Source organism: Streptomyces sp. BRA346 (genome assembly GCF_052851135.1).
Window position 1 is genome coordinate 595089 of the sequence record NZ_JAIWIH010000005.1, and the last position, 17663, is coordinate 612751.

Below are 17663 nucleotides of genomic sequence, written 5' to 3' on the forward strand. Positions count from 1 at the left end.
CGCGGATGAATCGGAGGGGTACCCCATGGCCGTCGCCACCGCAGCCGTCCTGTCCCTGGACTGCGCCGAGCCCGAAGAGCTGGCCAAGTTCTACGCCACCGTGCTCGGCGCCGAGATCACGCCGGTGACCGTCCTCGACCGGATCGACATCACCGTCCCCGACGGGACGCGCATGTCCTTCCTCCGGGACCACGGGTACGCCCCGCCGAGCTGGCCCCGGCCGGACGACTCCCAGCAGGCCCACCTGGAGCTGCTGGTGGACGACATGGACGCCGCCGAACGGCAGGTCGTCGACCTGGGGGCACGGCCGCTGGACACCAAGGACAACGGCGGCCCGAACGACGTCCGCCTCTACTCCGACCCGGCCGGACACCCGTTCAGGCTCCGGCGCTGCTGAGGCGGAGGCGGGGGCAGAGGCAGACGCAGACGCAGGGGCGCCGTTACGCCGCCGCCGGAAGGTCCGGACGCAGCGGCCACGCCGGGTCGCAGACCTCGTCCGAGCCGTTGAGCGCGAACCAGGCCTGGAGGCCGCGCGCCTGCGCCGCGTACCAGGCCGTCTGCCGGGCGTGCAGCTCACTGGGCGTCAGCTTCTCCAGCCGTGACGCGTAGCGGCGGCCCACCGCCCGCACGACCTCCAGGGCGGCCATGGCGTCCGCCGCCGCGTCATGCGCGCCCGTCAGCTCGACGCCGTAGTGCGCACACAGATCGGTGAGCGTGCGGCGGCCCTTGCGATAGCGGTCCAGGTGTTTGTCCAGCACCCGGGGGTCGAGGACGGACAGCGAACGCAGCGACAGATAGGTCGCCAGCGTGGCATTGCGGTGCCGCTTCAACTCGCGGTCCAGCAGCGTCAGATCGAACGGCGCGTTCATCACCACCACCGGGGTGCCCCGCGCCGTCTGCTCGGCCAGCGCCCGCGCCACCTCGTCCATCACCGGCGCCGGCCACCGGCCGTGCTGCTGGAGATGGGTGTCGGTCAGCCCGTGTATCTCGGTCGCGGCCCGCGGCACCGGTATGCCCGGACTCACCAGCCAGCGCCGCACCTCCGGCAGGCTGCCCGCGCCGCGCTGGACGACGAGAGCGGCCGACACGATCCGGTCGTGCTCGACGTCGATGCCGGTCGTCTCCGTGTCGAACGCGGCGAGCGGCCCCTCGAACCAGGACGACATGGCCTCAACTCCTCGTGCATACGTGCCCCATGACCTCCGGATCCCGCCCCGACCTGGTGATACCCGGAGGGGGGTGGCCGAACCACCGCTGTTTGCACGGCATGTGACGGGGAGACAACACAGGTGTACGGACACCGGCGACGACCGGAAGGCGTCACGCACATGGCGCTCGCGCAGCCCGACCCGGCCCCGTCGGCGAGCGGTCTGCTGCCCGAGCGGACCGCACCCTCGCGCGGCCACATCGCCACCACCGCCTGCATGGAGACGTTGCAGGTCGGCTATCTCCACGCGGTCGCGGCGGCCGCGGGCTGCTCGCTCGCGCAGCCCTTCCCGGACCACGGCATCGACTGGCACGTCAGCCACAGCGCGCCCGGCCACGCCGTGGACGACGAGGTGACGATCAAGGTGCAGCTGAAGGCCACGTACCAGCTGGCACCGCATCCGCCCGGCCCGACCTTCGCCTTCACGCTCGACAACGAGCACCTGGTCAAGCTCGCCCGCAGCCCGGTCTCCGTGCACAAGATCCTTGTTGTGATGATCGTGCCGCGCGGCCGGGACGACTGGATACGGGCCGGTCACGACCGTCTGGCCCTGCGGCACTGCTGCTACTGGATCAACCTGGCGGGCCACCCGGTGACGGGCCGCCGCCGGACCACCGTGCGGATCCCGACCTCGCGGATCTTCGACGACCGCGCGCTCTGCGAGATCATGACCCGGGTCGGGGCGGGAGGGAGACCCTGATGGACCGCGACCCTCCGATGCACCGCGACCCCTTGACGGACCGCGACCGCGGTCCCGCGCCGCGCCCCGACGGCCTCGCGCCGCGCCCCGACGAGGTGGACCCCGCCGTCCTCGCCGCGCTGCTCGCGCGGCACGGCTGGCACCGCCGCGGCGGCGCCCGCGGGCGGTACGCCCGCTGGACGCCCCCGGGCGAGCTGCCGGGCACCAGCCTGCTCGTGCCCGAGCGCCGCGACTTCCCCGACAGCGCCGACCTCCTCGGCGAGGCGCTGCTCGCGCTGGCCCGCAGCGCCGCGCCCTCCGCCCGCGAGGTGCTCACCGGCCTCGCCATGCCCAGCGATGAGATCCGCTGGTGGCGCGAGGTGTCCGAGTCCCACGGCGGCACCGCCGCCTGGCCCGCGCAGGAGCGGCTGCGCGCCGCCGCCCGGGCCACCCTGCTGGCCGGGGCGCTCGCCGCCCGGGCCAGGGCCGGGTACTACGGCGCGCGGCACCGGCGGGTGGCCGAGGCGTCCCTGGAACGCGTGCTGACCGGCCCGTCCGGCGCCGCGGCCGACGGCCATCGGCTGACCGTCTTCGTCCCCGTCGAGGACGGCCGGGCCACCACCGCCACCCTGCTGCGCGCCCTGTACGCGCTGCGTGACGCCGCCGACTACCAGCGCGCCACGGGCGGCATGGAGGCGTTCGACGCGGCCGTGGCGGCGGGGGTGAGCCGCGAGCTGACCGAGGCCGTCGTGGCGCTCGTCCAGGGCACCGAGGGCGCCCGTATCGCCCTGGCGTGGTCACCGGCCGCCGGTCCGCCGCCGGGGTTCTCCACCCGGCCCGAACCGGTCGCGTTCACCCCCGGTGACCTGCCGGGGCTGCGCGAGGCCGGGGCCCGCTACGTACGGGACGAGCCGTCCGTACCCGTGCGGGTCACCGGCGCCGTGGTGCGCCTGGGCCGCGCCGGGCCGGGCGGTCCCGGGACGGTGCGGCTGCGGGTGCTGGCCGGGGCGGATGTGGCGCGGCTGCGGATCGTGCTGGACGAGGACGACTACCGGATCGCGGGCCATGCCCATCTGGTCGGGCTGCCGATCCGGGTGAGCGGGCGGCTGGAGAGCCGCGGCGGCTTCCGGCGGCTGAGCGGAGCCGGTGGCGTCACCCCGGTGCGGGTGGACGACGCGGAGCGGGACCGGCTGCTCAAGTCGCTCCAGGAGAACCTGGACTTCTTCGAGGAGGCGTGCGGTGAGGAGGCGTGCGGCGAACCCTGATCGCGCCGGGGCGCCGCCTCCGCCGGTCGCGCGGACAACCGTTTCGCGGTCGGGCCGGTCGGCTCGGTACGATTCTCGCTGCGCGGCATTCGCCGCGGGTAGCGATCCTTCAGTCAGGAGAGACCGGTGTCAGACGTCCGTGTGATCATCCAACGCGATTCCGAGCGGGAAGAGCGCGTGGTGACGACGGGCACTACGGCGGCGGACCTCTTCGCCGGCGACCGCTCGATCGTCGCCGCGCGCGTGGGCGGGCAGCTGAAGGACCTGGCGTACCAGCCCGCCGACGGCGAAGAGATCGAGCCGGTGGAGATCACCAGCCAGGACGGTCTGGACATCCTGCGCCACTCGACCGCGCATGTGATGGCGCAGGCCGTGCAGGAGCTGTTCCCGGAGGCCAAGCTCGGCATCGGCCCGCCGATCAAGGACGGCTTCTACTACGACTTCGACGTCGAGACCCCGTTCCAGCCGGAGGATCTCAAGCGCATCGAGAAGAAGATGCAGGAGATCCAGAAGCGGGGCCAGAAGTTCTCGCGCCGTGCGGTCACCGACGAGGCCGCCCGCGAGGAGCTGGCCGCCGAGCCGTACAAGCTGGAGCTGATCGGACTCAAGGGCTCGGCCGCGGACGCCGCCGAGGGCGCCTCCGCCGAGGTCGGCGCGGGCGAGCTGACCATCTACGACAACCTCGACGCGAAGTCCGGTGAGCTGTGCTGGCGTGATCTGTGCCGTGGCCCGCACCTGCCGACCACCCGGAACATCCCGGCCTTCAAGCTGATGCGCAGTGCCGCCGCGTACTGGCGGGGGAGCGAGAAGAACCCGCAGCTCCAGCGGATCTACGGCACCGCCTGGCCGACCAAGGACGAGCTGAAGGCGTACCTGGACTTCCTGGCCGAGGCCGAGAAGCGCGACCACCGCAAGCTGGGTGCCGAGCTGGACCTGTTCTCCTTCCCGGACGAGCTGGGCTCGGGCCTGGCGGTCTTCCACCCGCGCGGTGGCGTGATCCGCAAGGAGATGGAGGACTACTCGCGGAAGCGGCACGAGGAGTCGGGGTACGAGTTCGTCAACACCCCGCACATCACCAAGGCCAAGCTCTTCGAGACCTCCGGCCACCTGCCGCACTACATGGACGGCATGTTCCCGCCCATGGAGTTCGAGGGCCAGGACTACTACCTCAAGGCCATGAACTGCCCGATGCACAACCTGATCTTCAGGGCGCGCGGGCGGTCGTACCGGGAGCTGCCGCTGCGGCTGTTCGAGTTCGGCACGGTCTACCGGTACGAGAAGTCCGGCGTCGTCCACGGCCTGACCCGGGCCCGCGGCTTCACCCAGGACGACTCGCACATCTACTGCACCAAGGAGCAGATGGCCGATGAGCTGGACAATCTGCTCACCTTCGTGCTGGACCTGCTCCGCGACTACGGTCTGAACGACTTCTATCTGGAGCTGTCCACCCGGGACGACTCCGACAAGTTCATGGGCGAGCCGGAGCAGTGGGAGGAAGCCACCGAGGAGCTGCGCAAGGCCGCCGAGAAGCAGGGCCTGGAGCTGGTCATGGACCCGGGTGGCGCGGCCTTCTACGGCCCGAAGATCTCGGTTCAGGCGAAGGACGCCATCGGCCGTACCTGGCAGATGTCGACCATCCAGGTCGACTTCAACCAGCCCGCCCGGTTCAACCTGGAGTACACGGCCGCGGACGGCTCGCGCCAGCAGCCCGTCATGCTCCACCGGGCGCTGTTCGGGTCGATCGAGCGCTTCTTCGCGGTGCTGCTGGAGCACTACGCGGGCGCCTTCCCGGCCTGGCTCGCCCCGGTCCAGGCAGTGGGCATCCCGATCGGCGACGGCCATGTGCCGTACCTGGAGGAGTTCGCCGCCCAGGCGCGGGCGAAGGGCCTGCGGGTGGAGGTCGACTCGTCGTCCGACCGGATGCAGAAGAAGATCAGGAACGCCCAGAAGTCCAAGGTGCCGTTCATGGTCATCGCCGGTGACGACGACGTGGCGGCCGGGGCGGTCAGCTTCCGCTACCGCGACGGCTCGCAGAAGAACGGCATCCCGGTCGACGAGGCGATCGCCGAGATCATCGACGTCGTGGAGCGCCGGGTCCAGGTGTGACCCGCCGGCATGATCGGCAAGACACCCCCGAGGGGCGGTCCCGTGCCGGGGCCGCCCCTCGGGGCATCCCCGGCCGCCGGGGACGAATATGCTGGCCCGCATGACGAGTGAGCCGGAACAGCAGATCGGAGTGGGAACGCCGGACGCGTTCCAGCGCCTGTGGACGCCCCACCGGATGGCGTACATCCAGGGCGAGAACAAGCCCAGCGGCCCGGGGGCGGGCGACGGCTGTCCGTTCTGCTCCATCCCGGACAAGTCCGACGAGGACGGCTTGATCATCGCCCGGGGGGAGCGCGTCTACGCCGTGCTCAACCTGTACCCGTACACCGGCGGCCACCTCATGATCGTCCCGTTCCGGCATCTCGCCGACTACACCGAACTGGACTCCGAGGAAACGATCGAGCTGGCGGAGTTCACCAAGACCGCCATGACCACGCTCCGCACCGCCTCGGGCGCGCACGGTTTCAACATCGGGCTCAACCAGGGCACCGTCGCCGGGGCCGGGATCGCCGCCCATCTGCACCAGCACGTGGTGCCCCGCTGGGGCGGCGACAGCAACTTCATGCCAGTCATCGGCAACACCAAGGTGCTGCCGCAACTGCTGGCCGACACCCGCCGGTTGCTCGCCGACGCCTGGCCGAAGTCGTAGCACACCCCTGGCCATGGGCCCGGCGGCACCGCCGCCGGGCCCATGGCCTTGCGCGTCGCCTTACGCGTCGTACAGGTCGGCCTTCTTCGGGGAGGCGTCCTGGACCTGGCCGCTGAGGGCCAGCGAGCGGCTGCCGAAGCGCTCGGTGTCCACACCGTGGTGCTTGAGCACGCCGATCGCCGCCTCGTGGACGACCCGCAGCACGGGGGCCGCCGTCCGCAGCGCGTCGTCCGCCATGAAGCGGTGCCGCCAGGGCTTGTCGGCCCAGGCATGGCGCAGCCCGAACGGCTCCGGCAGCACGAGCTTGCCGCCGAGGTGGTCGAGGATCGGCGGGTACCAGGTGAAGGGGGCGCGCGCGGCGAGCCGCACCACCTCCTGGGGCTTCACGAGCGGCAGCGGAACCGACTTGGTCTCCCAGAACCGGAAGGTCTTGGGGACCGTCTTCGAGGGCGCCGACGGCTTGCCGAAGAACAGCGGGTGCACCGGACCCAGGGCGTGCCCGGTGACCTCGATCCGCATCGTCTTGTGCAGCAGCGTCACCGTGATCATGAGCGTGATCACCAACTGGCCGTCCCACAGCACGAACTGCACGCCCAGGTAGTGCCGGTCACCGGAGTCGAACTGCTGCTGATCGCAGATCCGCTGGAGCTCGACGCCCTTTATCTGGAAGCCTTCCTCCTCGGAAGTGCCACCGCGCTCCACCGACTTGGCGCCCTCGGGGACGGCGGAGACCACCCAGTGGCGCACCTGGGGCGGGGTGGTGAAGCCACCGGTGTGCAGCGGGGTGCGCTCCAGCAGGCGCAGCTGGTCGTGGATCGCCCGTATGACGTCCCAGCTGCGGAAGGGGTCGATCTCCTTGTCGGGGTCGGCCGACACCAGGTCCTCGGCGAGCTGCCAGCTGCCCCAGCGGGTGCCCATGCCGAGTATGCCCTTGGCGCCGGCGTAGAAGACCACGTTGCTGTACTGCTCGGCGGTGAGCTTGTGCAGGGACTTGCGCAGCACCTCGGCGGAGGTCTGGCCCGGGTGGTTGGGCACGGTCTCGGGCACCTTGGCGCCGACCCCGGTCCCCGAGACCAGCCCGCCCCAGTAGTCCCGCAGCTCCTTGGCGGTGCGCTCGCAGATCTGCTTGGCGATGAACCAGCCGATCACCGGCGCGACCACCACGCCCCGCAGATATATGCCCCAGAAGCCGTTGAACGGCAGCTTGATCAGGAAGATGAGGACGAAGATGCCGAGCGCCAGCATCAGAGCGGTACCCAGCGCTCCCATCCGCTTGTCCTGGGCACCGGCCACCGAGCGGCGCAGCTGGAAGGCGCCGAGCCACAGCAGCGCCCCGGGGAGGAACAGCAGCCCGAAGATCACCATGACGACGGTGAGGCGGGCGTCCCGGACCTTGCGGATCCGGTTGGCGGCCAGGCAGTGCTCGACGATCGTCTGGGGCTCGGTGCCGAAGGACTGGATCACCTGGTTGCGGCCGCCGCCGAGCATGCGCAGCTGCACGGCGCGCGAGAACGCCTCGCCCAGGTTCGGCTCGAACAGCGAGATCTTGGGCGCCTTCACCTCCGAGACCGTCCACTCGGAGTTGGCCTCCAGCAGCTTCGCCACCGGGTCGTCACGATAGGCGGCGGAGGCGAGCGCCTGTGTCGCCGCCGTCTCTCCCGCAGACCCGGACAGGGGCACCTGTGCCCCGGGACTGAAATCGAATCCGTCCGTCACCAACGCCCCCAATACCGCACGCTGCTTGCGCTGCGACCTCAGCGTATAGGGGGTGCGTACCGCCTGTCGCCAGGGCGTCGTGGCCTGTGGATAACTTCCCCGTTCACGGGCGCGGGCGGACCGCCGCCCGCCCCGACCGAGTTGGGCGGGCGGCGTACGGCGGCCCTCTCGACTACGTCCCGGCCCCGGCCCGTTCGCCGCGCACCCGCTCGGCCACCTGCGGCGGCATCGGCTCGTGCCGGGCGTAGGAGCGGCTGAACCGCCCGGTGCCGTGCGACAGCGACCGCAGGTCGACCGCGTACCGGCCGATCTCGATCTCCGGGACCTCCGCCTGGATCAGGGTTCGGCCGCCGCCCGCCTGTTCGGTGCCGACGACCCGGCCGCGCCGCCCGGACAGGTCGCTCATGACGGCGCCGACATAGTCGTCGGAGATCAGGACGCCGACCTTGACCACCGGCTCCAGCAGCTCGATCGAGCAGTCGGCGGCCGCCTCGCGCAGCGCGAGCGCACCCGCCGTCTGGAACGCGGCGTCGGAGGAGTCCACCGAGTGCGCCTTGCCGTCGAGCAGCGTGATCCGCACGTCGACCAGCGGGTTTCCGGTGGAGACGCCGCGCGCCGCCTGGGCCCGTACGCCCTTCTCGACGGACGGGATGAACTGCCGGGGCACCGCGCCGCCGACGACCTTGTCCACGAACTCGATGCCCGAGCCGCCCGGCAGCGGCTCCACCTCGATCTCGCAGATCGCGTACTGGCCGTGCCCGCCGGACTGCTTGACGTGCCGCCCGCGCCCGGCGGCCTTGCCGCCGAACGTCTCGCGCAGCGCGACCCTGTACGGCACCGCGTCCACCTGTACGCCGTACCGGGCGCGCAGCCGCTCCAGCGCGACGTCCATATGGGCCTCGCCCAGGCACCACAGCACCACCTGGTGGGTGTCCGGGTTCTGCTCCAGCCGCATCGTCGGGTCCTCGGCCACCAGCCGTGACAGGCCCAGCGACAGCTTGTCCTCGTCCGCCTTGCTGTGTGCCTCGATGGCGACGGGCAACAGCGGGTCGGGCATCTGCCAGGGCTCCATCAGCAGCGGCCGGTCCTTGGCCGAAAGCGTGTCCCCGGTCTCGGCGCGGGTCAGTTTGGCGACGCACGCCAGATCGCCCGCGATGGCCTGGGACAGCATGCGCTGCTGCTTGCCGAACGGCGTGGACAGGGCGCCCACCCGCTCGTCGACGTCATGGTCCTCGTGGCCGCGGTCCTCCAGGCCGTGCCCCGAGACATGCACCGTCTCGTCCGGGCGCAGTGTCCCGGAGAAGACCCGGACCAGCGAGATCCGGCCGACGTACGGATCGGAGGAGGTCTTGACGACCTCGGCGGCCAGCGGGCCGTCCGGGTCGCAGGTCAGCGCCGGGCAGGCGGCGCCCTGCGGGGTGGTGACCGCGGGTGCCTCGCGCTCCAGCGGGGTCGGGAAGCCGCGGGTGATCAGCTCCAGCAGCTCGGTGGTGCCCAGGCCCTGCCGGGAGCCGCCCGCGGCGGGCGCGGCGGCCAGCACGGGGTGGAAGCTGCCGCGGGCGACGGCCTTCTCCAGGTCGTCGATCAGCGTCTTGACGTCGATCTCCTCGCCGCCCAGATAGCGGTCCATGAGGGTCTCGTCCTCGCTCTCGGCGATGATCCCCTCGATGAGCCGGTCGCGGGCCTCCGCCACCATCGGGACCTGGCCGTCGGTGGGCGGGGTCTCGGTCCGTACGCCCGAGGAGTAGTCGTAGACCTGCTGGGAGAGCAGGCCGATCAGCCCGGTCACCGGGGCGTGCCCGTCCGGCGCCGGTTCGCCGCGCAGCGGCAGGTACAGCGGCAGGACGGCGTCGGGGTCGTCGCCGCCGAAGGTCCGGCGACAGATCTCGGTCATTTCCTCGAAGCTGGCGCGGGCCGCCTCCAGGTGCGTGATCACGATGGCGCGCGGCATCCCGACCGCCGCGCACTCCTCCCACACCATGCGGGTGGCGCCCGCTATGCCGACGGCGTCCTGGGCCGCCGAAACGACGAAGAGGGCCGCATCCGCTGCCCGCAGACCGGCCCTCAATTCCCCGACGAAGTCGGCATAACCTGGGGTATCGAGGAGATTGATCTTGATCCCGCCCCATTCGACGGGGACCAGGGACAGCTGCACCGAGCGCTGCTGCCGGTGCTCGATCTCGTCGTAGTCGGAGAGACAGCCGCCGTCCTCGACCCGACCGGCCCGGTTGATCGCGCCGGTCGCCAGCGCGAGGGCCTCCACCAGCGTCGTCTTCCCGGACCCGCTGTGGCCGACCAGCACCACATTCCGCAGGGAGCTGGGCCGGTCGGCCGCCGCTGCCCTTCCGGCGGCCCCTGGGTGTGTGTTCGTCTTCTCGCCCATGTGTCTCGCCTCCAGGTCGACACCTTGCGATACTTCGAGCTTTCCACCGAGGTCACGGTGCGTCCATACGTCGCACATCCGGGCATCCCGCGGGAGGGGCGTGGGAGCGGTCCGACAGGTGCGCGGCGGCCCGGTGGCGCCTGGCTACGATGGGCCCGCCGGTGGCCTCTTGGCCATCCGGCCCGTATCGACCACCGGGAAGGCCATGCTGAACAAGTACGCGCGTGCTTTCTTCACGCGTGTTCTCACACCGTTCGCCGCCCTGCTCATCCGCCTCGGCGTCAGCCCGGACGCGGTGACGCTCACCGGAACCGGTGGTGTGATCGCGGGGGCGCTGGTCTTCTACCCCCGGGGCGAATTCTTCTGGGGCACCGTCGTCATCACGCTCTTCGTCTTCTCGGACCTGATCGACGGCAATATGGCGCGGCAGCTGGGCCGCTCCAGCCGCTGGGGCGCGTTCCTGGACTCGACGCTGGACCGGGTCGCCGACGGGGCGATTTTCGGCGGTCTGGCGTTGTGGTACGCGGGCGGGGGCGACGACAATGTGTTGTGTGCGGTGACGATCTTCTGTCTCACCAGTGGCCAGGTGGTCTCGTACACCAAGGCGCGCGGCGAGAGCATCGGGCTGCCGGTGAACGTCAACGGGCTGGTGGAGCGCGCCGAGCGGCTGGTGATCTCACTGGTCGCCTGCGGCCTCTCCGGCCTGCACATGTTCGGCGTTCCGCACATCGAGATCCTGCTTCCGATCGCGCTGTGGATCGTCGCCGTCGGCAGTGCCGTGACCCTCGTACAGCGCGTGGTCACCGTGCGCCGGGAGGCCGCCGAGGCGGACGCCACGGAGCGCGCGGTGCCCCAGGGGGGCGAAACGCGGTGAAGGACAGGCTGACCGACGCGCTCTACGGGCTCGGCTGGAGCACGGTCAAGAAGCTCCCCGAGCCGGTCGCCGTGGCGCTGGGGCAGCGCATCGCCGACCAGGCGTGGAAGCGGCGCGGCAAGGGCGTGCGGCGGCTGGAGGCCAATCTCGCGCGCGTCGTCCCCGAGGCCTCGCCGCGGCGGCTGGCCGAGCTGTCCCGGGCGGGCATGCGGTCGTACATGCGCTACTGGATGGAGTCCTTCCGGCTCCCGACGTGGAGCGCGGAGCGCATCCGCGGTGGCGTGGAGATCAAGGACGCGCACTATCTGGTCGACGGTCTTGCCAGTGGCCGCGGGGTGGTCCTCGCCCTGCCCCACATGGGCAACTACGACCTCGCCGGGGCCTGGGTCACCACCAAGCTGGAGGTGCCGTTCACCACGGTCGCGGAGCGGCTGAAGCCGGAGTCGCTGTACGACCGCTTCGTCGCCTACCGCGAGGGGCTGGGCATGGAGGTGCTGCCGCACGAGGGCGCCAGCGCTTTCGGGACGCTGGCGCGGCGGCTGCGGGCGGGCGGGCTGGTCTGCCTGGTGGCCGACCGGGACCTGTCCGCCTCCGGCGTGGAGGTGTCGTTCTTCGGCGAGACCACGAAGATGCCCGCGGGCCCGGCGCGGCTCGCGGCGCAGACCGGCGCGCTGCTGCTGCCGGTCACGCTCTGGTACGACGAGTCCCCGGTCATGCGGGGGAGGGTGTACCCGCCCGTGGAGGTGCCGGAGAGCGGCACCCGGCAGGAGCAGACCGCCGTCATGGCCCAGCAGATCGCCGACGCCTTCGCCGAGGGGATCGCCGAACACCCGGAGGACTGGCACATGCTCCAGCGGCTGTGGCTCGCCGACCTTGATCAGGGCCCCGGAGGCCCGGGCCGGGGTTCCGCAGGCCGGGATCAAGGTTCCGGAGACCGGGATCCGGGTCCCGGAGGGGAGAAGGCGTGAGGATCGGGATCGTCTGCCCCTACTCCTGGGACGTCCCGGGCGGAGTGCAGTTCCACATCCGTGACCTGGCGGAGCACCTCACCCGGCGCGGCCACGAGGTCTCCGTCCTCGCCCCCGCGGACGACGAGACGCCGCTGCCGCCCTACGTCGTCTCCGCGGGGCGCGCGGTCCCGGTGCCGTACAACGGATCCGTCGCCCGGCTCAACTTCGGCTTCCTGTCCGCCGCCCGGGTGCGGCGCTGGCTGCACGACGGCGCGTTCGACGTCATCCACATCCACGAGCCCACCTCGCCCTCCCTCGGGCTGCTCGCCTGCTGGGCGGCGCAGGGGCCGATCGTGGCCACCTTCCACACCTCCAACCCCCGCTCACGGGCCATGATCGCCGCGTATCCGATCCTCCAGCCCGCGCTGGAGAAGATCAGCGCGCGGATCGCGGTCAGCGAGTACGCGCGGCGGACCCTGGTCGAGCACCTGGGCGGCGACGCCGTCGTCATCCCCAACGGCGTCGACGTGGGCTTCTTCGCCGACGCCGAGCCGAAGGAGGAGTGGCAGGGTGACACGATCGGGTTCATCGGCCGCATCGACGAGCCCCGCAAGGGGCTGCCGGTGCTGATGCGCGCCCTGCCGAAGATCCTCGCCGAGCGCCCCCGGACCCGGCTGCTGGTCGCCGGGCGCGGCGACGAGAAGGAGGCGGTCGCGGGCCTGCCGGAGCAGCTGCGGGACCGGGTCGAGTTCCTGGGGATGGTCAGCGACGAGGACAAGGCGCGCTTCCTGCGCAGCGTGGACGTGTACATCGCGCCCAACACGGGCGGCGAGAGCTTCGGCATCATCCTGGTCGAGGCCATGTCGGCGGGCGCCCCGGTCCTCGCGAGCGACCTGGACGCCTTCGCGCAGGTCCTGGACGGGGGAGCGGCCGGTGAGCTGTTCGCCAACGAGGACGCGGACGCGCTGGCGGCCGCCGCGGTACGGCTGCTGGGCGACCCGGACCGGCTCGCCGAGCTGCGGGAGCGGGGCAGCCGCCATGTGCGGCGCTTCGACTGGTCGACCGTGGGGGCGGACGTCCTGGCGGTCTACGAGACGGTGACGGACGGTACGTCCTCGGTCGACGCCGACGACCGCGTCGGCCTCCTGACCCGGCTGGGCCTGACCCGGGACTAGCTGGCGCGGGCCCCGGCGGCGGTAAGCGGTAGCGTGGCGCGGCGTGAGCACACTGATCTGGGTCGCGGTCGCGCTGGTCGTCGTCGCCGTCTATCTGAGCTGGACCGCGGGGCGTCTGGACCGGCTGCACAGCCGTCTGGACGCGGCGCGGGCGGCGTTGGACGCGCAGCTGCTGCGCCGCGCTTCCATCACCCAGGAGCTGGGCACCGCCGGAGTGCTCGACCCCGCCTCGTCGATGGTGCTCTACCAGGCCGCGCACGCAGCCCGGCAGGCCGAGGAGGAGCACCGCGAGGTCGCCGAGAGCGAGCTGAGCCAGGCGCTGCGGGCCGTCTTCGAGGAGCCCGCGCAGGTCGAGGCGGTGCGGGAGGCGCCGGGCGGTGAGGCGGCGCTGGAGGAGCTGGCGGAGGCGGTGCGCCGGGTGCCGATGGCGCGGCGGTTCCACAACGACGCGGTGCGGGCGGCGCGGGCGCTGCGCCGCCACCGCAAGGTGCGCTGGTTCCGGCTGGCGGGCCATGCCCCGTTCCCGCTGGCGTTCGAGATGGACGACGAGCCTCCGGCGGCCCTGGTGGCACGCGCGGCGCACTGACCCCTCAGAGGGCGTAGAGCCACCGGCCTTCGATTGGCCCTTGCCGGGGTCCGCCCCGAGCGGGTTTGGTTGATGCGTGTACCACACACGTCCATGACCCGAGCCGGATGGCCGGGTCATGAACAGGTATCGAACGGCCCTACGATGGGTTCATCGCACTTTTCACTATCGAGTGAGGTCAAACCGTGTCCACCACGTCCGCCAGCACGTCCCCGTCCGCAGAGAATCCGGCGGCTCCCGCGACCGGCACCGCCCGCGTCAAGCGCGGCATGGCCGAGCAGCTCAAGGGCGGCGTGATCATGGACGTCGTCACGCCGGAGGAAGCCAAGATCGCCGAGGACGCCGGTGCCGTCGCGGTCATGGCGCTGGAGCGGGTTCCGGCCGACATCCGCAAGGACGGCGGCGTGGCCCGGATGTCCGACCCGGACATGATCGACGGCATCATCAGCGCGGTCTCCATCCCGGTCATGGCGAAGTCCCGGATCGGCCACTTCGTCGAGGCGCAGGTGCTCCAGTCCCTGGGCGTCGACTACATCGACGAGTCCGAGGTGCTGACCCCGGCCGACGAGGTCAACCACAGCGACAAGTGGTCCTTCACCACCCCGTTCGTGTGCGGTGCCACCAACCTGGGCGAGGCACTGCGCCGGATCGCCGAGGGCGCGGCGATGATCCGTTCCAAGGGCGAGGCCGGCACCGGCAACGTCGTCGAGGCGGTCCGTCACCTCCGCCAGATCAAGGGCGAGATCGCCCGGCTGCGCGGCCTGGACAACCACGAGCTGTACGCCGCGGCCAAGGAGCTGCGCGCCCCGTACGAGCTGGTCGCGGAGATCGCGCAGACCGGCAAGCTGCCGGTCGTGCTGTTCTCCGCCGGTGGTGTCGCCACCCCGGCCGACGCCGCGCTGATGCGTCAGCTCGGCGCGGAGGGCGTCTTCGTGGGCTCGGGCATCTTCAAGTCCGGCGACCCGGCGAAGCGCGCCGCGGCGATCGTGAAGGCGACCACCTTCTACGACGACCCGAAGGTGATCGCGGACGCGTCCCGCGACCTGGGCGAGGCCATGGTCGGCATCAACTGCGACACCCTCCCCGAGGCCGAGCGGTACGCCAACCGCGGCTGGTAACCACCGCATCGACGCGTCCGGTGGACGGCCCGCGCCGCCCGCGGGCCGTCCACCGACGCGTATCCCCCTGACATTCGAGAGGTCCCCGAACCGTGTCCGAGACGTCCGAAACCCCCCTCGTCGGCGTGCTCGCCCTCCAGGGCGACGTCCGTGAGCACCTGGCCGCGCTCGCCGAGGTCGGCGCCCACGCCCGGCCGGTGCGCCGCCCCGAGGAACTGGCCGAGGTCGAGGGCCTGGTGATCCCCGGCGGCGAGTCCACCACCATGTCCAAGCTCGCGGTGATCTTCGGGCTGCTGGAGCCGCTGCGCGAGCGCATCCGGGCGGGCCTGCCGGTGTACGGCACCTGCGCCGGTATGATCATGGTCGCGGAGAAGATCATCGACGGCCGGGACGACCAGGAGACCCTGGGCGGCATCGACATGATCGTGCGCCGCAACGCCTTCGGCCGCCAGAACGAGTCCTTCGAGGCCGCGGTCGACATCAAGGGCATCGACGGCGGCCCGGTGGAGGGCGTCTTCATCCGCGCGCCGTGGGTCGAGTCGGTGGGGGCCGGCGCCGAGGTGCTGGCGACGTACGGCGATCACGCGGTCGCGGTCCGGCAGGGCAATGTCCTCGCGACGTCGTTCCACCCGGAGCTGACCGGCGACCACCGGGTGCACGCCCTGTTCGTGGAGATGGTTCAGCGCGCGTAGCGCTCCGTTGGGGGGCGGGAGGGCGGGGACCGCACGCTGAGCGGCGATCCCGGTAGGATCGCAGGCGTTCGTACAGCATTGGGTAACGCGAAGGAGACAGGCGGATGTCCGGCCACTCTAAATGGGCTACGACGAAGCACAAGAAGGCCGTGATCGATGCCAAGCGCGGCAAGCTCTTCGCGAAGCTGATCAAGAACATCGAGGTTGCGGCCCGGATGGGCGGTGCCGACATCGAGGGCAACCCGACGCTCTTCGACGCCATCCAGAAGGCCAAGAAGCAGTCGGTTCCCAACAAGAACATCGACAGCGCGGTCAAGCGCGGTGCCGGTCTCGAGGCGGGCGGCGCCGAGTACGAGACGATCATGTACGAGGGCTACGGCCCCAACGGTGTCGCGGTGCTCATCGAGTGCCTGACCGACAACCGCAACCGCGCCGCCTCCGACGTCCGCGTGGCCATGACCCGCAACGGCGGCTCGATGGCCGACCCGGGCTCCGTGGCCTACCTGTTCAACCGCAAGGGCGTCGTCATCGTCCCCAAGGGTGAGCTGAGCGAGGACGACGTGCTGGCCGCGGTGCTCGACGCGGGCGCCGAGGAGGTCAACGACCTCGGCGAGTCCTTCGAGGTCCTCAGCGAGGCCACCGACCTGGTCGCGGTCCGCACCGCGCTCCAGCAGGAGGGCATCGACTACGACTCGGCCGACACCAACTTCGTGCCCACCATGCAGGTGGAGTTGGAGGAGGAGGGCGCGCGCAAGATCTTCAAGCTGATCGACGCGCTCGAGGACAGCGACGACGTGCAGAACGTCTTCGCCAACTTCGACGTCTCCGACGACGTCATGGCCAAGGTCGACGCCTGAGACACATCGCCTGAGACACATCGCCTGAGGGCGCATCAGCACACGCATGGCGGGCGGGTCGGCGGGGACACACCCCACCGGCCCGTCGGCGTTGTCGGACGGCGTTGTCGGTGGCAGCCGCTAGCCTGCGGGCACAGATGCAGGAACAGATGACCGAAGCGCGATGAGGGGAGGGGCGCGGTGCGGGTGCTCGGTGTGGACCCGGGGCTGACCCGGTGCGGCATCGGCGTGGTCGACGGGGTCGCGGGCCGCCCGCTGCGGATGGTGGGCGTCGGCGTCATACGGACCCCGGCGGACGCCGGGATCGGCGACCGCCTCGTCCTCGTCGAGCGCGGCATCGAGGAGTGGCTGGACACGCACCAGCCCGAATGCGTCGCGGTGGAGCGGGTGTTCAGCCAGCACAACGTGCAGACGGTGATGGGCACCGCGCAGGCCAGCGCCGTGGCCATGCTCTGCGCGGCGCGCCGCGGGCTGCCGGTCGCGCTGCACACCCCCAGCGAGGTCAAGGCGGCCGTCACCGGCTCGGGGCGCGCCGAGAAGGCGCAGGTCGGCGCGATGGTCACCCGGCTGCTGCGGCTGGACGCCCCGCCCAAACCGGCCGACGCCGCCGACGCCCTGGCGCTCGCCATCTGCCACATCTGGCGTGCCCCCGCGACCAACCGGCTCCAGCAGGCCGTCGCCGCCCACCGCACCTCGCGTGCCCCGCGCTCTCCGCGAGCCCCCCGCTCCACGAAAGGCCGTATTACATGATCGCGTTCGTCTCCGGTCCGGTCGCGGCCCTCGCCCCGAACACCGCCGTCATCGAGGTCGGCGGTGTCGGGATGGCGCTCCAGTGCACCCCGGGCACCCTGTCCGGGCTGCGGGTCGGCGAGGCGGCCCGGCTCGCCACCTCGCTCGTGGTCCGCGAGGACTCCCTCACGCTCTACGGCTTCGCGGACGACGACGAGCGCCAGGTCTTCGAGCTGCTCCAGACCGCCAGCGGGGTCGGCCCCCGGCTCGCCCAGGCCATGTTGGCCGTGCACGCGCCGGACGCGCTGCGGCTCGCCGTCTCCACCGGTGACGAGAAGGCGCTCACCGCCGTCCCCGGCATCGGCAAGAAGGGGGCGCAGAAGCTGCTGCTGGAGCTGAAGGACCGGCTCGGCGAGCCGGTCGGCACCACGGTGCCCGCCGCCCGCCCGCCCGCGGCCGCGGGCTGGAGCGATCAGCTGCACACCGCCCTGGTCGGCCTCGGCTACGCCCCCCGGGAGGCCGACGAGGCGGTGTCCGCCGTCACCCCGCAGGCCGAGGCGGCCCTGGCCGAGGGCGGCGCGCCGCAGGTGGCGCAGCTGTTGCGGGCCGCCCTCCAGACCCTGAACCGCACCCGCTGACCGGCCGCCGGGGCGCAGTGCCGCGCCCGGCCGGACCGC

Annotated in this window: 17 protein-coding genes; 14 read left to right on the forward strand and 3 right to left on the reverse strand. The window is 71.7% G+C overall.

The genetic code is table 11. The features are described 5' to 3' along the window. Nucleotides 1-25 precede the first annotated feature (25 nt). Complete coding sequence (locus LCH29_RS09440; protein ID WP_446461229.1) at nucleotides 26-397, forward strand: VOC family protein; 372 nt, start codon at nucleotides 26-28, stop codon at nucleotides 395-397. Nucleotides 398-440: 43 nt separating this feature from the next. Here LCH29_RS09440 and LCH29_RS09445 read toward each other — a convergent pair whose 3' ends face one another. Beyond that, the gene (locus tag LCH29_RS09445; protein WP_446461230.1) at nucleotides 441-1166 is read right to left on the reverse strand and encodes an exonuclease domain-containing protein; all 726 of its coding nucleotides are present in this window, start codon (nucleotides 1164-1166) and stop codon (nucleotides 441-443) included. Between the two features lie 162 nt (nucleotides 1167-1328). Here LCH29_RS09445 and LCH29_RS09450 point away from each other — a divergent pair, with 162 nt between their 5' ends. The 4 genes from LCH29_RS09450 to LCH29_RS09465 all read left to right on the forward strand — a co-directional run bounded on the left by LCH29_RS09450 (nucleotide 1329) and on the right by LCH29_RS09465 (nucleotide 5906). Beyond that, entirely contained in the window at nucleotides 1329-1907 is a 579-nt protein-coding gene (locus tag LCH29_RS09450; RefSeq protein WP_446461231.1) for a DUF4365 domain-containing protein, read from the forward strand. 17 nt (nucleotides 1908-1924) lie between these two features. Continuing rightward, on the forward strand, nucleotides 1925-3151 hold the full coding sequence (locus LCH29_RS09455) for a hypothetical protein (protein ID WP_446461302.1): 1227 nt from the start codon (nucleotides 1925-1927) through the stop codon (nucleotides 3149-3151). Between the two features lie 126 nt (nucleotides 3152-3277). After that, entirely contained in the window at nucleotides 3278-5257 is a 1980-nt protein-coding gene (gene thrS, locus LCH29_RS09460) for a threonine--tRNA ligase (protein WP_446461232.1), read from the forward strand. An 88-nt stretch (nucleotides 5258-5345) separates the two neighbouring features. Next, nucleotides 5346-5906 (forward strand): HIT family protein, encoded by a 561-nt coding sequence (locus LCH29_RS09465; RefSeq protein ID WP_446461233.1) that lies wholly within the window; start codon nucleotides 5346-5348, stop codon nucleotides 5904-5906. Nucleotides 5907-5966: 60 nt separating this feature from the next. Here the strand turns inward: LCH29_RS09465 and LCH29_RS09470 are convergent, their stop codons facing one another. Together LCH29_RS09470 and LCH29_RS09475 are read right to left on the reverse strand one after the other, a co-directional pair. Beyond that, the gene (locus LCH29_RS09470) at nucleotides 5967-7622 is read right to left on the reverse strand and encodes a hypothetical protein (protein WP_446461234.1); all 1656 of its coding nucleotides are present in this window, start codon (nucleotides 7620-7622) and stop codon (nucleotides 5967-5969) included. A gap of 172 nt (nucleotides 7623-7794) precedes the next feature. Beyond that, nucleotides 7795-10005: an elongation factor G-like protein EF-G2 gene (locus LCH29_RS09475; protein ID WP_446461235.1), complete on the reverse strand. Its 2211-nt coding sequence runs from the start codon at nucleotides 10003-10005 to the stop codon at nucleotides 7795-7797. A 205-nt stretch (nucleotides 10006-10210) separates the two neighbouring features. Between LCH29_RS09475 and pgsA the strand changes: the two genes are divergently transcribed. The 9 genes from pgsA to ruvA all read left to right on the forward strand — a co-directional run bounded on the left by pgsA (nucleotide 10211) and on the right by ruvA (nucleotide 17624). Then, nucleotides 10211-10879: a phosphatidylinositol phosphate synthase gene (gene pgsA / locus LCH29_RS09480; protein ID WP_123107894.1), complete on the forward strand. Its 669-nt coding sequence runs from the start codon at nucleotides 10211-10213 to the stop codon at nucleotides 10877-10879. Then, nucleotides 10876-11847, forward strand: coding sequence for a phosphatidylinositol mannoside acyltransferase (locus LCH29_RS09485; RefSeq protein ID WP_446461236.1), 972 nt, complete (start codon nucleotides 10876-10878; stop codon nucleotides 11845-11847). Before pgsA ends, LCH29_RS09485 begins: the two co-directional genes overlap by 4 nt. Beyond that, the gene (locus LCH29_RS09490; protein ID WP_446461237.1) at nucleotides 11844-13004 is read left to right on the forward strand and encodes a glycosyltransferase family 4 protein; all 1161 of its coding nucleotides are present in this window, start codon (nucleotides 11844-11846) and stop codon (nucleotides 13002-13004) included. Before LCH29_RS09485 ends, LCH29_RS09490 begins: the two co-directional genes overlap by 4 nt. A gap of 43 nt (nucleotides 13005-13047) precedes the next feature. Then, complete coding sequence (locus LCH29_RS09495; protein WP_009713659.1) at nucleotides 13048-13590, forward strand: hypothetical protein; 543 nt, start codon at nucleotides 13048-13050, stop codon at nucleotides 13588-13590. Nucleotides 13591-13775: 185 nt separating this feature from the next. Further along, nucleotides 13776-14708: a pyridoxal 5'-phosphate synthase lyase subunit PdxS gene (gene pdxS / locus LCH29_RS09500; protein ID WP_009713658.1), complete on the forward strand. Its 933-nt coding sequence runs from the start codon at nucleotides 13776-13778 to the stop codon at nucleotides 14706-14708. Nucleotides 14709-14800: 92 nt separating this feature from the next. After that, a complete protein-coding gene (gene pdxT, locus LCH29_RS09505; protein WP_446461238.1) occupies nucleotides 14801-15400 on the forward strand; it encodes a pyridoxal 5'-phosphate synthase glutaminase subunit PdxT in 600 nt (199 codons plus the stop codon). Between the two features lie 104 nt (nucleotides 15401-15504). Continuing rightward, nucleotides 15505-16257 carry a YebC/PmpR family DNA-binding transcriptional regulator gene (locus LCH29_RS09510; RefSeq protein WP_123107899.1) on the forward strand — a complete coding sequence of 251 codons (753 nt, stop codon included), beginning with the start codon at nucleotides 15505-15507 and terminating at the stop codon, nucleotides 16255-16257. A 180-nt stretch (nucleotides 16258-16437) separates the two neighbouring features. Beyond that, nucleotides 16438-17007 (forward strand): crossover junction endodeoxyribonuclease RuvC, encoded by a 570-nt coding sequence (gene ruvC, locus LCH29_RS09515; protein ID WP_446461239.1) that lies wholly within the window; start codon nucleotides 16438-16440, stop codon nucleotides 17005-17007. Then, nucleotides 17004-17624, forward strand: coding sequence for a Holliday junction branch migration protein RuvA (gene ruvA, locus LCH29_RS09520; protein ID WP_123107901.1), 621 nt, complete (start codon nucleotides 17004-17006; stop codon nucleotides 17622-17624). Before ruvC ends, ruvA begins: the two co-directional genes overlap by 4 nt. The last annotated feature ends 39 nt before the right edge of the window (nucleotides 17625-17663 follow it).

Bases quoted from the DNA above. Each gene is read 5' to 3' on its own strand.
- LCH29_RS09440 (WP_446461229.1), top strand. From the start codon at position 26: ATGGCCGTCGCCACCGCAGCCGTCCTGTCCCTGGACTGCGCCGAGCCC.
- LCH29_RS09445 (WP_446461230.1), bottom strand. From the start codon at position 1,166: ATGTCGTCCTGGTTCGAGGGGCCGCTCGCCGCGTTCGACACGGAGACG.
- LCH29_RS09450 (WP_446461231.1), top strand. From the start codon at position 1,329: ATGGCGCTCGCGCAGCCCGACCCGGCCCCGTCGGCGAGCGGTCTGCTG.
- LCH29_RS09455 (WP_446461302.1), top strand. From the start codon at position 1,925: ATGCACCGCGACCCCTTGACGGACCGCGACCGCGGTCCCGCGCCGCGC.
- LCH29_RS09465 (WP_446461233.1), top strand. From the start codon at position 5,346: ATGCTGGCCCGCATGACGAGTGAGCCGGAACAGCAGATCGGAGTGGGA.
- LCH29_RS09475 (WP_446461235.1), bottom strand. From the start codon at position 10,005: ATGGGCGAGAAGACGAACACACACCCAGGGGCCGCCGGAAGGGCAGCG.
- pgsA (WP_123107894.1), top strand. From the start codon at position 10,211: ATGCTGAACAAGTACGCGCGTGCTTTCTTCACGCGTGTTCTCACACCG.
- LCH29_RS09510 (WP_123107899.1), top strand. From the start codon at position 15,505: ATGTCCGGCCACTCTAAATGGGCTACGACGAAGCACAAGAAGGCCGTG.
- ruvA (WP_123107901.1), top strand. From the start codon at position 17,004: ATGATCGCGTTCGTCTCCGGTCCGGTCGCGGCCCTCGCCCCGAACACC.